The organism is Streptomyces sp. NPDC054872, from assembly GCF_053610705.1.
The window spans coordinates 89,019-102,955 of sequence record NZ_JBSGYY010000010.1 but is presented as its reverse complement, the minus strand read 5'-3'; the positions used below and the strand labels follow the sequence as shown (position 1 = coordinate 102,955).

General features: G+C 70.8%; 12 protein-coding genes. 8 read left to right on the top strand and 4 right to left on the bottom strand.

Annotated features, from left to right (window positions below):
• Window positions 1-101 precede the first annotated feature (101 nt).
• From ACWGIH_RS14600 to ACWGIH_RS14570, 7 genes are all read left to right on the top strand, one after another.
• A complete protein-coding gene (locus ACWGIH_RS14600) occupies window positions 102-356 on the top strand; it encodes a GntR family transcriptional regulator (protein WP_453448468.1) in 255 nt (84 codons plus the stop codon).
• A gap of 190 nt (window positions 357-546) precedes the next feature.
• Entirely contained in the window at window positions 547-1,308 is a 762-nt protein-coding gene (locus tag ACWGIH_RS14595) for a response regulator transcription factor (RefSeq protein ID WP_453448467.1), read from the top strand.
• A gap of 4 nt (window positions 1,309-1,312) precedes the next feature.
• Window positions 1,313-2,893 carry a sensor histidine kinase gene (locus ACWGIH_RS14590; RefSeq protein ID WP_453448466.1) on the top strand — a complete coding sequence of 527 codons (1,581 nt, stop codon included), beginning with the start codon at window positions 1,313-1,315 and terminating at the stop codon, window positions 2,891-2,893.
• Between the two features lie 26 nt (window positions 2,894-2,919).
• Window positions 2,920-4,263, top strand: a complete 1,344-nt coding sequence (locus ACWGIH_RS14585; RefSeq protein WP_453448465.1) for a glycosyltransferase — start codon at window positions 2,920-2,922, stop codon at window positions 4,261-4,263.
• On the top strand, window positions 4,260-6,464 hold the full coding sequence (locus ACWGIH_RS14580) for an ArnT family glycosyltransferase (RefSeq protein ID WP_453448464.1): 2,205 nt from the start codon (window positions 4,260-4,262) through the stop codon (window positions 6,462-6,464). Before ACWGIH_RS14585 ends, ACWGIH_RS14580 begins: the two co-directional genes overlap by 4 nt.
• A 144-nt stretch (window positions 6,465-6,608) precedes the next feature.
• Window positions 6,609-8,126 (top strand): MFS transporter, encoded by a 1,518-nt coding sequence (locus tag ACWGIH_RS14575; protein WP_453448463.1) that lies wholly within the window; start codon window positions 6,609-6,611, stop codon window positions 8,124-8,126.
• 96 nt (window positions 8,127-8,222) lie between these two features.
• Window positions 8,223-8,993, top strand: a complete 771-nt coding sequence (locus ACWGIH_RS14570; protein ID WP_453448462.1) for a TetR/AcrR family transcriptional regulator — start codon at window positions 8,223-8,225, stop codon at window positions 8,991-8,993.
• A gap of 21 nt (window positions 8,994-9,014) precedes the next feature.
• Here the strand turns inward: ACWGIH_RS14570 and ACWGIH_RS14565 are convergent, their stop codons facing one another.
• The 4 genes from ACWGIH_RS14565 to ACWGIH_RS14550 form a co-directional block, all read right to left on the bottom strand.
• On the bottom strand, window positions 9,015-9,476 hold the full coding sequence (locus ACWGIH_RS14565) for a PPOX class F420-dependent oxidoreductase (protein WP_453448461.1): 462 nt from the start codon (window positions 9,474-9,476) through the stop codon (window positions 9,015-9,017).
• 26 nt (window positions 9,477-9,502) lie between these two features.
• Window positions 9,503-10,321 (bottom strand): YceI family protein, encoded by an 819-nt coding sequence (locus ACWGIH_RS14560; RefSeq protein WP_453448460.1) that lies wholly within the window; start codon window positions 10,319-10,321, stop codon window positions 9,503-9,505.
• Between the two features lie 174 nt (window positions 10,322-10,495).
• A complete protein-coding gene (locus ACWGIH_RS14555) occupies window positions 10,496-13,030 on the bottom strand; it encodes an MFS transporter (RefSeq protein ID WP_453448459.1) in 2,535 nt (844 codons plus the stop codon).
• Between the two features lie 14 nt (window positions 13,031-13,044).
• Window positions 13,045-13,524, bottom strand: coding sequence for a MarR family winged helix-turn-helix transcriptional regulator (locus ACWGIH_RS14550; RefSeq protein WP_453448458.1), 480 nt, complete (start codon window positions 13,522-13,524; stop codon window positions 13,045-13,047).
• A gap of 172 nt (window positions 13,525-13,696) precedes the next feature.
• On the opposite strand from ACWGIH_RS14550, the gene ACWGIH_RS14545 reads away from it, so the two are divergent.
• Window positions 13,697-13,900, top strand: coding sequence for a hypothetical protein (locus ACWGIH_RS14545; protein WP_451219389.1), 204 nt, complete (start codon window positions 13,697-13,699; stop codon window positions 13,898-13,900).
• Window positions 13,901-13,937 lie beyond the last annotated feature (37 nt).

Below are 13,937 nucleotides of genomic sequence, written 5' to 3'. Positions count from 1 at the left end.
GGTTGCGCCCGTCGCGGGGGTCTTTCGCGGTTCCAGCCATCGCGGTCTACCGGAGTCTACCGCGGTCGCACGGTCTACCGCAGTGTTTTAGCGTCCACTGCATGGGTTTGGAACTCGATAGAACGCGCCCCGTCTGGCGCCAGGTAGCTGCGGCGATTGCTGCTCGTATCGCCGACGGCACCTACCCTGTGGGCGCCAAGGTGCCGTCCGTTGTCGAGCTGTCCGCCGAGTTCGGCATTGCGGCTTCGACCGCGCAGAAAGCTTTGGCCCACCTCAAGTCGGAGGGGCTCGTCCGAGCTGAAGTCGGCCTCGGTTCGTTCGTGACCGAACGCCCTGAGGACTCACCGGAGGCGTAGCCCCTCTGCCGAGCAGCCCGAGCAGCCCGAGCAGCCCGAGCCGCCCAAGCAGCCCGAGCGGACCCGGAGGCGTAGCCCCTCTGCTCTGCTGAGCGGACCAGCTGCCCCGAGAGGTAGCTCGCGCCGGTTCTCAGGTAATTCACAGACAAGGGAAAGCCCCCTCTCACGGCCCCCTAGCAACCTGTACGGCATGACTACGACCTCGCCCCAGGGGCGTACCGAACTGCTCAGGGCGGACGGGAGCCCCGTCCGCGTACTCGTCGTCGACGACGAGGTGTCGCTGACCGAGCTGCTCTCCATGGCCCTGCGGTACGAGGGCTGGCAGATCCGCAGCGCGGGGGACGGCGCCGGCGCGGTGCGTGCCGCGCGTTCCTTCCGGCCCGATGCCGTCGTGCTCGACATGATGCTGCCGGACATGGACGGCCTCGCCGTACTCGGGCGGCTGCGGCGCGAACTGCCCGATGTGCCGGTGCTGTTCCTGACGGCCAAGGACGCCGTCGAGGACCGCATCGCCGGGCTCACCGCCGGGGGCGACGACTACGTGACCAAGCCCTTCAGCCTGGAGGAGGTCGTCGCGCGGCTGCGCGGACTCATCCGTCGGGCGGGGGCAGCGGACCGGCGCAGTGAGTCCGTCCTCGCCGTGGGGGATCTGACCCTCGACGAGGACAGCCATGAGGTCACGCGGGGCGGGGACTCCATCCACCTCACCGCCACCGAGTTCGAACTCCTGCGCTTCCTGATGCGCAACCCGCGCCGCGTGCTCAGCAAGGCGCAGATCCTGGACCGCGTGTGGAACTACGACTTCGGGGGCCAGGCCAACGTCGTCGAGCTCTACATCTCGTATCTCAGGAGGAAGATCGACGCCGGACGTGAGCCGATGATCCACACGCGGCGCGGTGCCGGTTACCTGATCAAGGCCGCTCCCGCGACCGAGGCGGCCGCCGCCTCATGAAGCGATGAAGCGGCGGCGGCAGCCGCGGTCGCTGCGGACGCGGCTCGTCGTCTCGGCGGTGGCGTTGATCGCCGTCGTCTGCGCGGTGATCGGCACGGTGACGACCATCGCGCTGCGCTCGCATCTGTACGACCAGTTGGACGGCTCGCTCGGCGCGGTGGCGATGCGGGCGAAGGGCATGGATCCGAAGCCGGGGGACGGCGGCCTCGGCAGCCCGTCCCCGGATCCGGGCGATCCGCTGCGGTTCGTGTCGAAGGGCCCCCAGGAGCTCGGCACCATCGGCGCCGTCGTGAAGGACGACGGCTCCATCGGCCAGGCCCTGGTCAGCAACGAGCCGGACAGCGGAACCTTCGAGCCGCGGACGGACAACCTCGACGCGGCGCAGTCCGCCGCGCTCGCCTCCGTGCCGCGCGACGGGAAGCCGCACAACGTCGACATCCCCGGCCTCGGCGGGTACCGCGTGACGTACGCGTCGGGACCCAACGGCGACTTCCTCGTCGGTATCCCCACGGCGAAGGTGCAGAACACCCTCGAAACGCTGATCATCGTCGAGGTCAGCGTCACCGCCGCGGGCCTGGTCGCCGCCTCCCTCACCGGCGCGGTGATGGTCGGCGTCGCCCTCCGCCCGCTGCGCCGGGTCGCGGCGACCGCGACGCGGGTCTCCGAACTCCCGCTGCACAGCGGCGAGGTGACGCTGTACGAGCGCGTCCCCGACACGGAGCCGAACACCGAGGTCGGACAGGTGGGCGCCGCGCTCAACCGCATGCTCGACCATGTGCACTCCGCGCTGCACGCGCGCCAGGAGAGCGAGACGCGGGTACGCCAGTTCGTCGCGGACGCCAGCCATGAGCTGCGTACGCCGCTGGCATCGATCCGCGGCTATGCCGAACTGACGCGCAGGGGGCGGGAGTCGACCGGTCCCGACACGCGGCACGCGCTGGGGCGCATCGAGTCCGAGGCACAGCGGATGACGGGGCTCGTGGAGGATCTGCTGCTGCTCGCGCGCCTTGACGAGGGGCGCGACGGCGGACGCGCGAGTGGTCATGGTCCCGGCGCCAGACTGCCGCTCTCGTACCAGAGCACTGATCTCTCACCCCTTGTCGTGGACACCGTCAGCGACGCGCGCGCCGCGGGACCCGAGCACTTCTGGGCCCTGGAGCTGCCGGACGAGCCCGCGCTCGTCCACGCCGACGCGGCCCGCCTCCAGCAGGTCGTCGTCAATCTCCTCGCCAACGCGCGTACGCACACACCACCGGGCACGAAGGTCACCGCACGCGTGCGGCGGGCGGGACCCGGCGTCTGCCTGGAGGTCGAGGACAACGGCCCCGGCATCGCCCCCGCCCTCCTCCCCCACGTCTTCGAACGCTTCGCCCGCGGCGACGCCTCACGCTCGCGCAACGCCGGGTCCACCGGCCTCGGCCTCGCCCTCGTGCAGGCCATCGTCGCGGCGCACGGGGGAGGCGTGACGGTGGACAGCGTGCCGGGGCGCACGGTCTTCACGGTCGCGTTGCCCGCAGTGTCGGAGCAGGTCAGCGGCCCGTCGTGGCACTCACAGGCGGGCCACAGTCTCACCACACAGCCCTGACAGAGCAGTTGGCGAATGTCGGTGTCATGCAAACCGACTCTTCCCCGGACTCTTCCCAGGGCGGCGCTTGCTCGGTCCCTCTGCCGGCACGGGCCCACCTCCCCGCCGGACGGCGCGATGTGCCCGTCCTGGACATCGTGATTCCCGTCTACAACGAGGAGAAGGATCTGGGGCCGTGCGTGCTGCGCCTGCACGACCACCTCGTCCGCACCTTCCCCTACCCCTTCCGCATCACCGTCGCGGACAACGCGTCCACGGACCGCACCCCCGAGGTGGCGGCGCGGCTCGCCGCGTCGAGCGAGGAGGTCCGCTACACGCGACTTGAGCAGAAGGGGCGCGGGCGGGCCCTGCGCGCCGTGTGGTCCGCCTCGGACGCACCCGTCCTCGCCTACATGGACGTAGACCTGTCCACCGACCTGAACGCGCTGCTCCCGCTGGTGGCGCCGCTGATCTCCGGGCACTCCGACCTGGCGATCGGCTCGCGGCTCACACGCAGCTCGCGGGTGGTGCGCGGCCCGAAGCGGGAGTTCATCTCGCGCAGCTACAACCTCATCCTGCGCGGCTCGCTCCAGGCCCGCTTCTCCGACGCCCAGTGCGGGTTCAAGGCGATCAGGGGTGACGTGGCCGCGGTGCTGCTTCCGCTGGTCGAGGACACCGGGTGGTTCTTCGACACGGAGATGCTGGTCCTCGCCGAGCGCGCGGGCCTGCGCATCCACGAGGTGCCGGTCGACTGGGTCGACGACCCGAACTCCACGGTCCACCTGGTCAGGACGGCCACGGACGACCTCAAGGGAGTGTGGCGGGTCGGGCGCGCCCTCGCGGTCGGCGCGCTCCCGCTCGACCGCCTCGCGCGCCCCTTCGGGGACGACCCGCGCGACCGCCAACTGGCCGGTGTGCCGGGCGGCCTCGCCCGCCAGCTGGTCGGCTTCTGTGTGGTCGGCGCGCTCTCCACGCTCTTCTACCTGCTTCTGTACTCCGGCTTCCGTACGTTCTCGGGCTCGCAGGTGGCCAACGCGCTCGCCCTGCTCGTCTCGGCGGTCGCCAACACCGCCGCCAACCGGCGGCTGACCTTCGGGGTGCGCGGCCGTGACCGGGCGATGCGCCATCAGGCACAGGGACTTGTGGTGTTCGCGATCGGCCTCGCCCTGACCAGCGGCTCGCTGGCCGCGCTCGGCGCGGCGTCGGGCGACCCGTCCCACTCCACGGAACTCGCCGTGCTGATAGCCGCCAACCTCGCGGCGACCGTGCTGCGCTTCCTGCTCCTTCGGGCCTGGGTCTTCCCGGAGCGGCGCTCCGACGCGATGGCGCCGCCCGACGCCTCGTCCTCGTACGAGCTCACCCCCGCACACGACCCGAGGAACGCACGATGACGACGACTTCCCACGCGACCGCACCACCGCCCGCGCCCGCGCACGCGGCGCAGGGTGAGCGAGCCCACCGCGCCCCGCGCACCCTGCCCACGCGGCTCTGGCGCGGCCGCGCCGACGACCCGCGCTGGGCCCGCCCCGCCTTCCTGGGCCTGCTGCTCGCGACCGCGGCCCTCTACCTCTGGAACCTCAGCGCCTCCGGCTACGCCAACTCCTTCTACTCCGCGGCCGTCCAGGCGGGCAGCCAGAGCTGGAAGGCGATGTTCTTCGGCTCGCTCGACGCGGGCAACGCGATCACCGTCGACAAGCCCCCGGCCGCGCTCTGGCCGATGGCCCTCTCCGTACGCCTCTTCGGCCTCAACTCCTGGGCGGTGCTCGCCCCGCAGGTGCTGATGGGCGTCGCGACGGTCGGCGTCCTGTACGCCGCCGTACGCCGCCGCTTCAGTCCTGCGGCCGGGCTCATCGCGGGCGCGGTGCTCGCGCTGACGCCCGTCGCCGCGCTGATGTTCCGGTTCAACAACCCGGACGCGCTGCTCGCGCTCCTGATGACCGTCACGGTGTACTGCGTGCTGCGTGCCCTGGAGCAGGGCCGCACCAAGTGGCTGGTGTGGGCGGGTGTCGCGGTCGGTCTCGCCTTCCTGGCCAAGACGCTGCAGGCGTTCCTCATCCTGCCGCCGCTGGCCGTCCTGTACGCGGTGTGCGCACCCGTGCGGCTGCGCAAGCGCTTCGGTCAGCTGGCCCTCTCCGGGCTCGCGATGATCGTCGCGGGCGGCTGGTGGGTCGCGATCGTGGAGCTGTGGCCCGCGTCGTCGCGCCCGTACATCGGCGGCTCGCAGAACAACTCCTTCCTCGAGCTGACCTTCGGCTACAACGGCCTCGGCCGCATCAACGGCGAGGAGACCGGCAGCGTCGGAGGGGGCGGCGGACCGGGCGGCGGCGGAGGCGGCGGCCAGTGGGGCGAGACCGGGCTCGGGCGGATGTTCAACTCCGAGGTCGGCAGCCAGATCTCCTGGCTGCTCCCGGCCGCGCTGATCCTCCTCGTCGGCGGCATCGTCCTCACCTGGAAGGCCCGCAGGACCGACACCACGCGCTCGGCGTTCGTGGCGTGGGGCAGCGCCCTGCTGATGACGGCGGCCGTCTTCAGCTTCATGGCGGGGATCTTCCACCAGTACTACACGGTCGCCCTCGCCCCCTACATCGCGGCGCTGATCGGCATGGGCGCCACGGTCCTGTGGGAGGAGCGGGCCAAGTGGTGGGCGGGCGCACTGCTCGGCGTGAGCGTCGCGGGCACGGCGTGGTGGGGGTACGTCCTGCTCGGCCGTACCCCGGACTACCTTCCGTGGCTGCGCTGGGCGGTGCTGATCGGCGGCCTCGTGGGCGCGCTCGGCCTGCTGCTCGCGGCCCGGCTCGGGCGCCGGTTCGCGGTGCTGGCCGTGGGGTTGAGCTTCGCCGCTTCGGTGGCGGGACCGGTCGCGTACACCCTCTCCACCGTGAACAGCGCGCACACCGGGTCGATCGTGACCGCGGGCCCGGCTTCGGCGGGCGGGAGGGGCGGCGGCCCCGGCGGTGGCGGTCCGGGTGGCGGCGGTGGCGGTGGGATGCGGCCGCCGGGCCAGGGTCAGAACGGCCAGGCTCCGGGCGGTCAGAACGGCAACGCCATGCAGCCCCCGACCGGCGGCCAGAACGGCGGCGGCATGGGCACGCCCCCCGGCCAGAACAGCCAGAACAGCCAGAACAGCCAGAACGGCAAGCAGGGTGCCCAGGGTCAGAAGGGCCGGCAGCAGGGCGGCGGCACCGCCGAGCGCGGCGGCATGGGCGGAGGCGGCGGCATGGGCGGCCTCCTCGACGGCGCCCAGGTCAGCGCCAAGGCGAAGAAGCTCCTGGAGGCGGACGCCGAGGACTACACCTGGGCGGCGGCGGCCATCGGGTCGCAGAACGCCGCGAGCTACCAACTCGCCACCGGCGACCCGGTGATGGCCATCGGCGGCTTCAACGGCAGCGACCCGTCACCGACCCTCGCCCAGTTCAAGCAGTACGTCGAGGACGGGAAGATCCACTACTTCATCTCCGGCGGCATGGGAGGCGGCGGCATGGGCGGCGACAGCGGCACCTCCTCCAAGATCACCTCCTGGGTGGAGGACACCTTCAAGAAGGTCACGGTCGGCAGCGCGACGTTCTACGACCTGACCCAGCCCAAGAGCTGACGCTTCGCGCGAGCAGGGGCCGGCCGCCGTCAGCGGCCGGCCCCTTCGGCATGCCTGCCGGAAACCGTCTTGTACGCCGTACGGGAGATGCTCTACGGTGTACGTCACTACCCCACGTACACCGTATAAGCAGAAGGAGAGGGCATGACGGCAACGACGACCGCCGAGACCCCCACCGCCTCTCAAGGGCACCCGCAGCGCTGGCTGATCCTCGGCGTCATCTGCCTCGCACAGCTCACCGTCCTCCTGGACAACACCGTCCTGAACGTCGCCATCCCCTCCCTCACCGAGGAGCTGGACGCGTCCACGGCCGACATCCAGTGGATGATCAACGCCTACTCGCTCGTCCAGTCCGGCCTGCTGCTCACCGCGGGCAGCGCGGCCGACCGCTACGGCCGCAAGAAGATGCTCATCGCGGGCCTGGCCCTCTTCGGGATCGGATCGCTGGTCGCGGGCCTCGCCCAGTCCTCGTCGCAGCTCATCGCCGCGCGGGCCGGGATGGGCGTCGGCGGTGCGCTCCTGATGACCACCACCCTCGCCGTGGTCGTCCAGATCTTCGACGACACCGAGCGGATGAAGGCGATCGGCCTCTGGTCGACCGTCAACTCCCTCGGCTTCGCGCTCGGTCCGCTGATGGGCGGGGTCATGCTCAACCACTTCTGGTGGGGCGCGATCTTCCTGATCAACATCCCGGTCGCGCTCATCGGCCTCGTCGCCACGGTCAAGCTGGTCCCCGAGTCCAAGAACCCCCTGGGCGACCGCCCCGACCTGCTCGGCGCGCTGCTCTCCACCATCGGCATGGCCTCGGTCGTGTACGCGATCATCTCCGGCCCCGAGCACGGCTGGACATCGACGCAGGTCCTGGTGGCGGCCGCGACGGGCGTCGTGGTCCTCGGCGTCTTCGTCGTCTGGGAGCTGCGCATCCCGCATCCGATGCTGGACATGCACTTCTTCCGCAACCAGCGCTTCATCGGGGCCGTCGCGGGCGCCATCCTGGTCGCCTTCGGCATGGGCGGCTCGCTGTTCCTGCTCACCCAGCACCTCCAGTTCGTGCTCGGCTACGAGCCGTTGGAGGCGGGCCTGCGCACGGCGCCGCTCGCGGTGACCGTCGTGGCGCTGAACCTCACCGGCCTCGGCGCGCGCCTCCTGAAGAGGACGAGCACCCCCGCGACGATCGCCATCGGCATGAGCCTGCTCGCCGCGGGCCTCGCGGCGATCGCCGTGCTCGGCGGCGACAACTACACCGGAATGCTGGCCGGTCTCATCGTGATGGGCGCGGGCATCGCGCTCGCCATGCCCGCCATGGCCAACGCGATCATGAGCGCCATCCCGCCGGAGAAGGCGGGCGTGGGGGCCGGCGTCAACGGCACGCTCGCGGAGTTCGGCAACGGTCTCGGCGTGGCCGTGCTCGGCGCTGTCCTGAACTCTCGGTTCGCCTCACTCGTCACCGTCTCCGCCGTCTCGCTGCCCGCCGCGCTTGCCGCAGCGGGGTCGGACGCCGAACGCACCAGGATCGCCGACGCGTTCTCCTCGGGTCTGGAGACCAGTCAGCTGGTGGGCGCGGTGGCCGTGTTCCTCGGAGGCATGCTGGCAGCGGCGTTGCTGAAGCGTGCGGAGAGGGCAGACTCTGCGAAGACGGACCCGGCCGCGGCGTCCGCATAGCATCGACGGACGGGCGACGGACTGGCTGATTCCGGTCTGTCGCCCGCTTCGGACCACCGGTACCAGTACAAGAGCTCAGGACCAGGAAGGTGCGCCATGGCGAAGGCAGCCGACCGCGCGAAGCGCCCCGCGCGGACCAGCGTCTGGCTGGAGGGCAAGGCCCCCCGGAACGGCGCGGGCCGCAGGAGTGATCAGCCGTCGGGCCTGGACCGGGAGCGCATCACCGAGGCCACGGTCCGCCTCCTGGACGAGGAGGGCCTCGCCAAGTTCTCCATGCGCCGCCTGGCTGCGGACCTGAACGTCACGGCGATGTCCGTGTACTGGTACGTCGACACCAAGGACGACCTCCTCGAACTGGCCCTGGACGCGGCCGCCGGGGAGATGGCCCTGCCGGACAGGGAAGCGGTCACGCCCGAGCGGTGGCGCGAGGTGCTGCGGGAACTGGCCGAGGAGTACCGGGGGTTGCTGGTCCGGCACGCCTGGGTGTCGCCGCTGGTCGGCAACTTCCTGAACATCGGCCCGAACTGGCTCAAGTTCGCCCTGACCGTGCAGGAAGTGGTCCGCAAGACCGGCCTGCCGGTGGAGAAGCAGGCCGGCGCGATCGCCGCGGTCTTCCAGTTCGTGTACGGATTCGGAACCGTGCAGGGCCACTACATCGCGCGGTGCGCGGCCGCGGGGCTCACGCCGGGGGAGTACTTCAAGGAGGCCATGGGCGCGGTGAGCGACCAGCCGGCCCTGGAGGAGACCCTGCACAGCTCCGCCGACATGATGAAGGCGCGGGGCGGGTCCACGGTCGAGGAGATGTGGGAGCTGGACTTCAGGGTCGCGCTCGACCTGCTTGTCGCGGGCATCGAGGCGACCCTGTAGCGGGCACCCCGGCCGGTACCGCTAGGCCTTGGCCGGCGGGAAGCCCCCGGTGGCCACCGGTCCCCACCGCTCCGGGGTGATCCGGATGATGGACTTGCCCTGCTTGACCATGGCCTCGCGGTACTCGTCCCAGTCCGGGTGCTCGCCGGAGATGTTCCGGAAGTACTCGACGAGGGGCTCCACCGACTCCGGGGAGTCGATGACCTCGGCCGGGCCGTCGATCTGGACCCACGGCCCGTTCCACTCGTCGCTCAGCACGATGATGCTGACCCGCGGATTGCGCTTGGCGTTGCGGGTCTTGGCCCGCTCCGGATAAGTCGACACCACGATCCTGCCGGAGTCGTCGACCCCGCAGGTCAGGGGAGAGCCCTGCGGGGTGCCGTCGGCGCGGGCGGTGAGCAGGACCGCCCGGTGCCGGGGCCGGACGAAGTCCAGCAACTCGTCGATGGAGACCGTGGTGTTCGTCGCGATGTTCGGTGCCATGACCGCACCCTAGTGGCCGCGGGCCGCTAGACCTGGGGAAGCGAATCCCCCTGCACGGCCTGGATGTCCAGCTCCACCCGCAAGGTGGTGCCGATCGCCGAGATGCCCGCCTGCACCACCTGGTTGTAGTTCATGGCGAAGTCCTCGCGGCGCAGCTCGGCCGTGGCCCGGAAGGCCGCGCGGGTCCCGCCCCAGGGGTCCGCCCCGGTACCGAGGTAGCTGAGGTCCAGGTCGACCGGGCGTACGACGCCGTGCATCTGCAGCTCGCCGTGCACCGTCCAGCGGTCCTGACCGGCGGGCGTGAGGCCCGTCGACCGGTAGACGAGCTCCGGGTACTGCTCGACGTCCAGGAAGTCCGGCGACTTCAGGTGGCCGTCCCGCATGCCGTTGCCGGTGTCGATGGACGCCGACCTGATGACCGCCTCGACGCGCGACTTCTCCACGTCCTCGGCGATCTCCACCAGGCCGCCGAACTCGGTGAACCGCCCGTGCACGCTGGTGATCCCCAGGTGCTGCGCGACCGCGCCCACCGTCGAGTGCGCCGGGTCGATGGTCCAGGGGCCGGGCGGCGGCAGCTCCGTGCCACCCTGCCGGGCCAGGACGATGTTGCCGACCTCGGCACGGCCGCTCGCCGTGACGAGCGCGGTCGAGGCCACGGGTGCGTAGCCGACCGCGGTGACGATGACGGTGTACGGGCCGGGCGGCAGGTCCGTCGCGTCGCGCACGGCACCTTCCTGGTCCGCGGCGGCGCGCAGCACCTGTGTGCCGGTCATGTCCGTCAGGGTGACGACGGCGTGCGACACCGCCCACCCGTCACGCGTCCGGATCCGAGCGCTGAGTCCCATCCCGTTTTCTCCTTGCCAAAGCCGAAAGCCCAAAAGCTCAAAAAGAGTGCGGCCCCCGGCGGCGGTGACACGGCCGTCCCCTGCCGTGTACGTCACCACCGACCCGGGGGCCCTTTCCCCAACCGGCCCGGGCGCGCCCATCCGCTCGAAAGCGCGCGCCCGGACCGGGGTCAACTACTCGCCCGGGTGGGTGAGTTCGATGTCGTGGTCGCCGACACCTTCACCGGAGACGGTCAGGCCCGTCGCCACCGGCGGGTAACCGGTCGCGATGACCGTGTACTCGCCGCTGTCCAGGTCGGTGAAGGCGTACGCGCCGTCCGACCCGGTGGTCGCGGTGGCGACGACGTTGCCCGCCGCGTCCACCAAGGTGACCCGGGCGTCGTTCAGCGGACCGCCCTTGGCGCGCACGGTGCCGAGCACCTGCGAACCGGCGTTGAGCTCGACCTCGACCCGGGTGACGCCGACCGCGCCGACCTCGACGGGCAGCGCCATCGGACGGTGCCCCGCGGCGTTCACCGCGATGGTGACCTGTCCGGGCACCAGCTCGGCGAAGGTGAACTCGCCCTGCTCACCGGTGAGCCCGGTCGCCAGGACGTCGCCGCGCACGTCGGTCACGATGACCATCGCGCCGGAGACCGGCAGCTTGCCGTCGGAGGCCCGCACCACACCGCTGAGGCCGCTCGTGCCGCTCAGCAGGATGTCGTACGTCAGCGCCTCGTCGGAGACGACGATCGTGGAGGCCTGCGGCTGGAAACCGTCGGCCGAAGCGATCAGGACGTACGAGCCGGCGCCGGGGGCGTCGACCGCGTAGGACCCGTCGCCCTGCGCCACCGCACGGCCGAGCTGGCGTCCCCCGAGGGAGATCAGCGTGACCGCGGCCCGCGGGACCGGGACGCTCTCCGCGCCGCGGACGAAGCCGCGGACCGGGGTGCCGCCGAAGGTCTGCACAGGGGCGTCACCGGTGGCCGAGGAGGCCAGGGCGGCGAGCTTCTGCGTGCCGTCGGGGCCCGTCTCGGTGTGCGCGCCGACGGAGGCGAGGACGGGCTGCTCATCGGCGGCCTGAGCGGTCGTCGCGGCCGGGGCCGCGGCGTCCGAGGTCTCGCCGGCCGCCTGGGCCAGCGCACCCGACGTACGCAACGGAACCTCCTTGATGAAGATCGTGATCAGGAAGGCCAGGAAGGCAAGCGGGGCGGCGATCAGGAAGACGTCGGCGATGCCGTGCCCGTAGGCGCTCTCCATGACCGTGCGGAACGGGGCCGGGAGCTTGTCCAGGTCCGGGATGGCGCCGCCGCCGGTGCCGCCGTGGCCCATCTGCTGGGCCTTCGGGCCGAGGTCGGCCAGGCCGTCCTTCACGTAGTGGGTGATGCGCGTCGACATCACGGCGCCGAGCGCCGAGACGCCGATGGCGCCACCGAGGGAACGGAAGAACGTGACGACCGAGCTCGCGGAGCCGAGGTCCTCGGGGGCGACCTGGTTCTGCGTGGCGAGCACCAGGTTCTGCATCATCATGCCGATGCCGAGACCCATCAGGGCCATGAAGATCGCGATGTGCCAGTACTCGGTGTCGTACCGCATGGTGCCGAGCAGGCCGAGGCCCGCGGTCAGGAGGGCGCCGCCGGAGACCAGCCATGCCTTCCACTTGCCGGTCTTGGTGATGACCTGGCCGGAGACCGTCGAGGAGATGAACAGGCCACCGATCATCGGGATCGTCATGACACCGGACATCGTCGGCGACTTGTCGCGCGCCAGCTGGAAGTACTGGCTGAAGAACACCGTGCCCGCGAACATGCCGACACCCACGAAGAGCGAGGCGAGCGAGGCGAGGGTGATGGTGCGGTTGCGGAAGAGGCGCAGCGGGATGATCGGCTCGCTCGCCTTGGACTCGACGAGCAGGAAGAGCAGGCCGAGGACGATCGAACCGCCGACCATGGCGCCGGTCTGCCAGGACATCCAGTCGTACTTGTCGCCCGCGAAGGTCACCCAGACCAGGAGCAGGCAGACGGCCGCCGTGATGAAGAAGGCGCCGCCCCAGTCGACCTTGACGTCCCGCTTCACGACGGGGAGCTTCAGGGTCTTCTGCAGGACGATCAGGGCGATGATCGCGAAGGGCACGCCGACGTAGAAGCACCAGCGCCAGCCGAGCCACGAGGTGTCGGTGATGACACCGCCGAGCAGCGGGCCGCCGACGGTGGCGACGGCGAAGGTCGCGCCGAGGTAGCCGGAGTAGCGGCCCCGCTCGCGCGGGGAGATCATCGCGGCCATCACGATCTGCGCGAGGGCGGAGAGACCGCCCACGCCGATGCCCTGCACGACACGGCAGGCGATCAGCATCTCGGCGCTCTGCGAGAGACCCGCGACGACCGAGCCGCCGACGTAGATGATCAGGGCTATCTGGACCAGGGCCTTCTTGCTGAAGAGGTCCGACAGCTTGCCCCACAGGGGCGTGGTCGCCGTCATCGCCAGGAGCGAGGCGGTGACGACCCAGGTGTAGGCGGACTGGCCGCCGCCCAGGTCGCCGATGATTTCGGGCAGGGCGTTGGAGACGATCGTCGACGACAGGATCGCGACGAACATGCCGAGCAGCAGGCCGGAAAGGGCCTCCATGATCTGCCGGTGCGTCATCGGAGCACCGGAGTCATGCGCCGCTCCGTGCGACGCTCCGTGCTTGGCGTGGCTGCCCCGCACACCGGATGGTGTGGTTGTTGCCATGGGCTTCCTCTTCGTTACGCGGGTGTACGGGTGGTCTCTTCGAAGGGGAACCGGGCCGAAGCCGCACGGCAGTCCCCGAAGCTGTCGCGCAGTCGCGCGAGCAGCGTGCTGAGCTGGACGACCTCGTCGTCTGACCAGTCATGCAAGTAGTGGGTGAGTGTCCTGATGGACAGGTCGGACAGCTCGTTGACCTTTGCCTTGCCCTCGGGGGTCAGGCGCAGGATCCGGGAGCGCTTGTCGGCGGGGTCGGGATCCCGCAGGATCCACTCCTTCTCGGCGACATGGGCCACGTGCCGACTGGTCACCGACATGTCGACGGCGAGCAGCTCGGCGAGCCTGCTCATCCGCATCTCTCCGTGCCGGTCGAGCAGGATGAGTACGGCGGCGGACCCTGCCGGGCAGTCGTGCGGCAGTCCTCTTCCGAGACCACGCTTCACGGCGCCGATGGCGCTGAGCTGTCGGGCCAGCTCCTCGTAATGACGCTGCGCGGCCACGGCACCTCCTATGTTGTTGCTTAGGGCAACGATAGAGACAGTTGGTTGCCGCAGGCAAACTAAAACTGGACCAACCGGCTAAAGAGTCGGCAAAGCTCTGGGACCGCGCCAGTAAAGTCCGTGGTCAGCGGGGGTTGGGCGGACCCCCGCTGATTCGCTAGGGTCCTGCGCTATGGCACACAACCCCCAGGGCCCCCAGAACACCCCCGACCCCGCCGGCAGCACGCAGATGTTCCGCGCCTTCGTCGACGAGTCCCCGCAGGGCCGCGCCCAGCAGCCGGCGGCAGCGTCCGCCGGCCCGCGCGTCGGCCTGATCATCGGCGTCGTACTCGCGATCGTGGTGATCGCGGGAGTGGCGTGGCTGGCGCTTAAGTAGCCTCCCGGCCGGGGCGGGCGCCCCGGAGCGCCCCGCA

Bases quoted from the DNA above. Each gene is read 5' to 3' on its own strand.
- ACWGIH_RS14570 (WP_453448462.1), top strand. From the start codon at position 8,223: ATGGCGAAGGCAGCCGACCGCGCGAAGCGCCCCGCGCGGACCAGCGTC.
- ACWGIH_RS14600 (WP_453448468.1), top strand. From the start codon at position 102: ATGGGTTTGGAACTCGATAGAACGCGCCCCGTCTGGCGCCAGGTAGCT.
- ACWGIH_RS14585 (WP_453448465.1), top strand. From the start codon at position 2,920: ATGCAAACCGACTCTTCCCCGGACTCTTCCCAGGGCGGCGCTTGCTCG.
- ACWGIH_RS14590 (WP_453448466.1), top strand. From the start codon at position 1,313: ATGAAGCGGCGGCGGCAGCCGCGGTCGCTGCGGACGCGGCTCGTCGTC.
- ACWGIH_RS14580 (WP_453448464.1), top strand. From the start codon at position 4,260: ATGACGACGACTTCCCACGCGACCGCACCACCGCCCGCGCCCGCGCAC.
- ACWGIH_RS14545 (WP_451219389.1), top strand. From the start codon at position 13,697: ATGGCACACAACCCCCAGGGCCCCCAGAACACCCCCGACCCCGCCGGC.
- ACWGIH_RS14560 (WP_453448460.1), bottom strand. From the start codon at position 10,321: ATGGGACTCAGCGCTCGGATCCGGACGCGTGACGGGTGGGCGGTGTCG.
- ACWGIH_RS14565 (WP_453448461.1), bottom strand. From the start codon at position 9,476: ATGGCACCGAACATCGCGACGAACACCACGGTCTCCATCGACGAGTTG.
- ACWGIH_RS14595 (WP_453448467.1), top strand. From the start codon at position 547: ATGACTACGACCTCGCCCCAGGGGCGTACCGAACTGCTCAGGGCGGAC.
- ACWGIH_RS14555 (WP_453448459.1), bottom strand. From the start codon at position 13,030: ATGGCAACAACCACACCATCCGGTGTGCGGGGCAGCCACGCCAAGCAC.
- ACWGIH_RS14575 (WP_453448463.1), top strand. From the start codon at position 6,609: ATGACGGCAACGACGACCGCCGAGACCCCCACCGCCTCTCAAGGGCAC.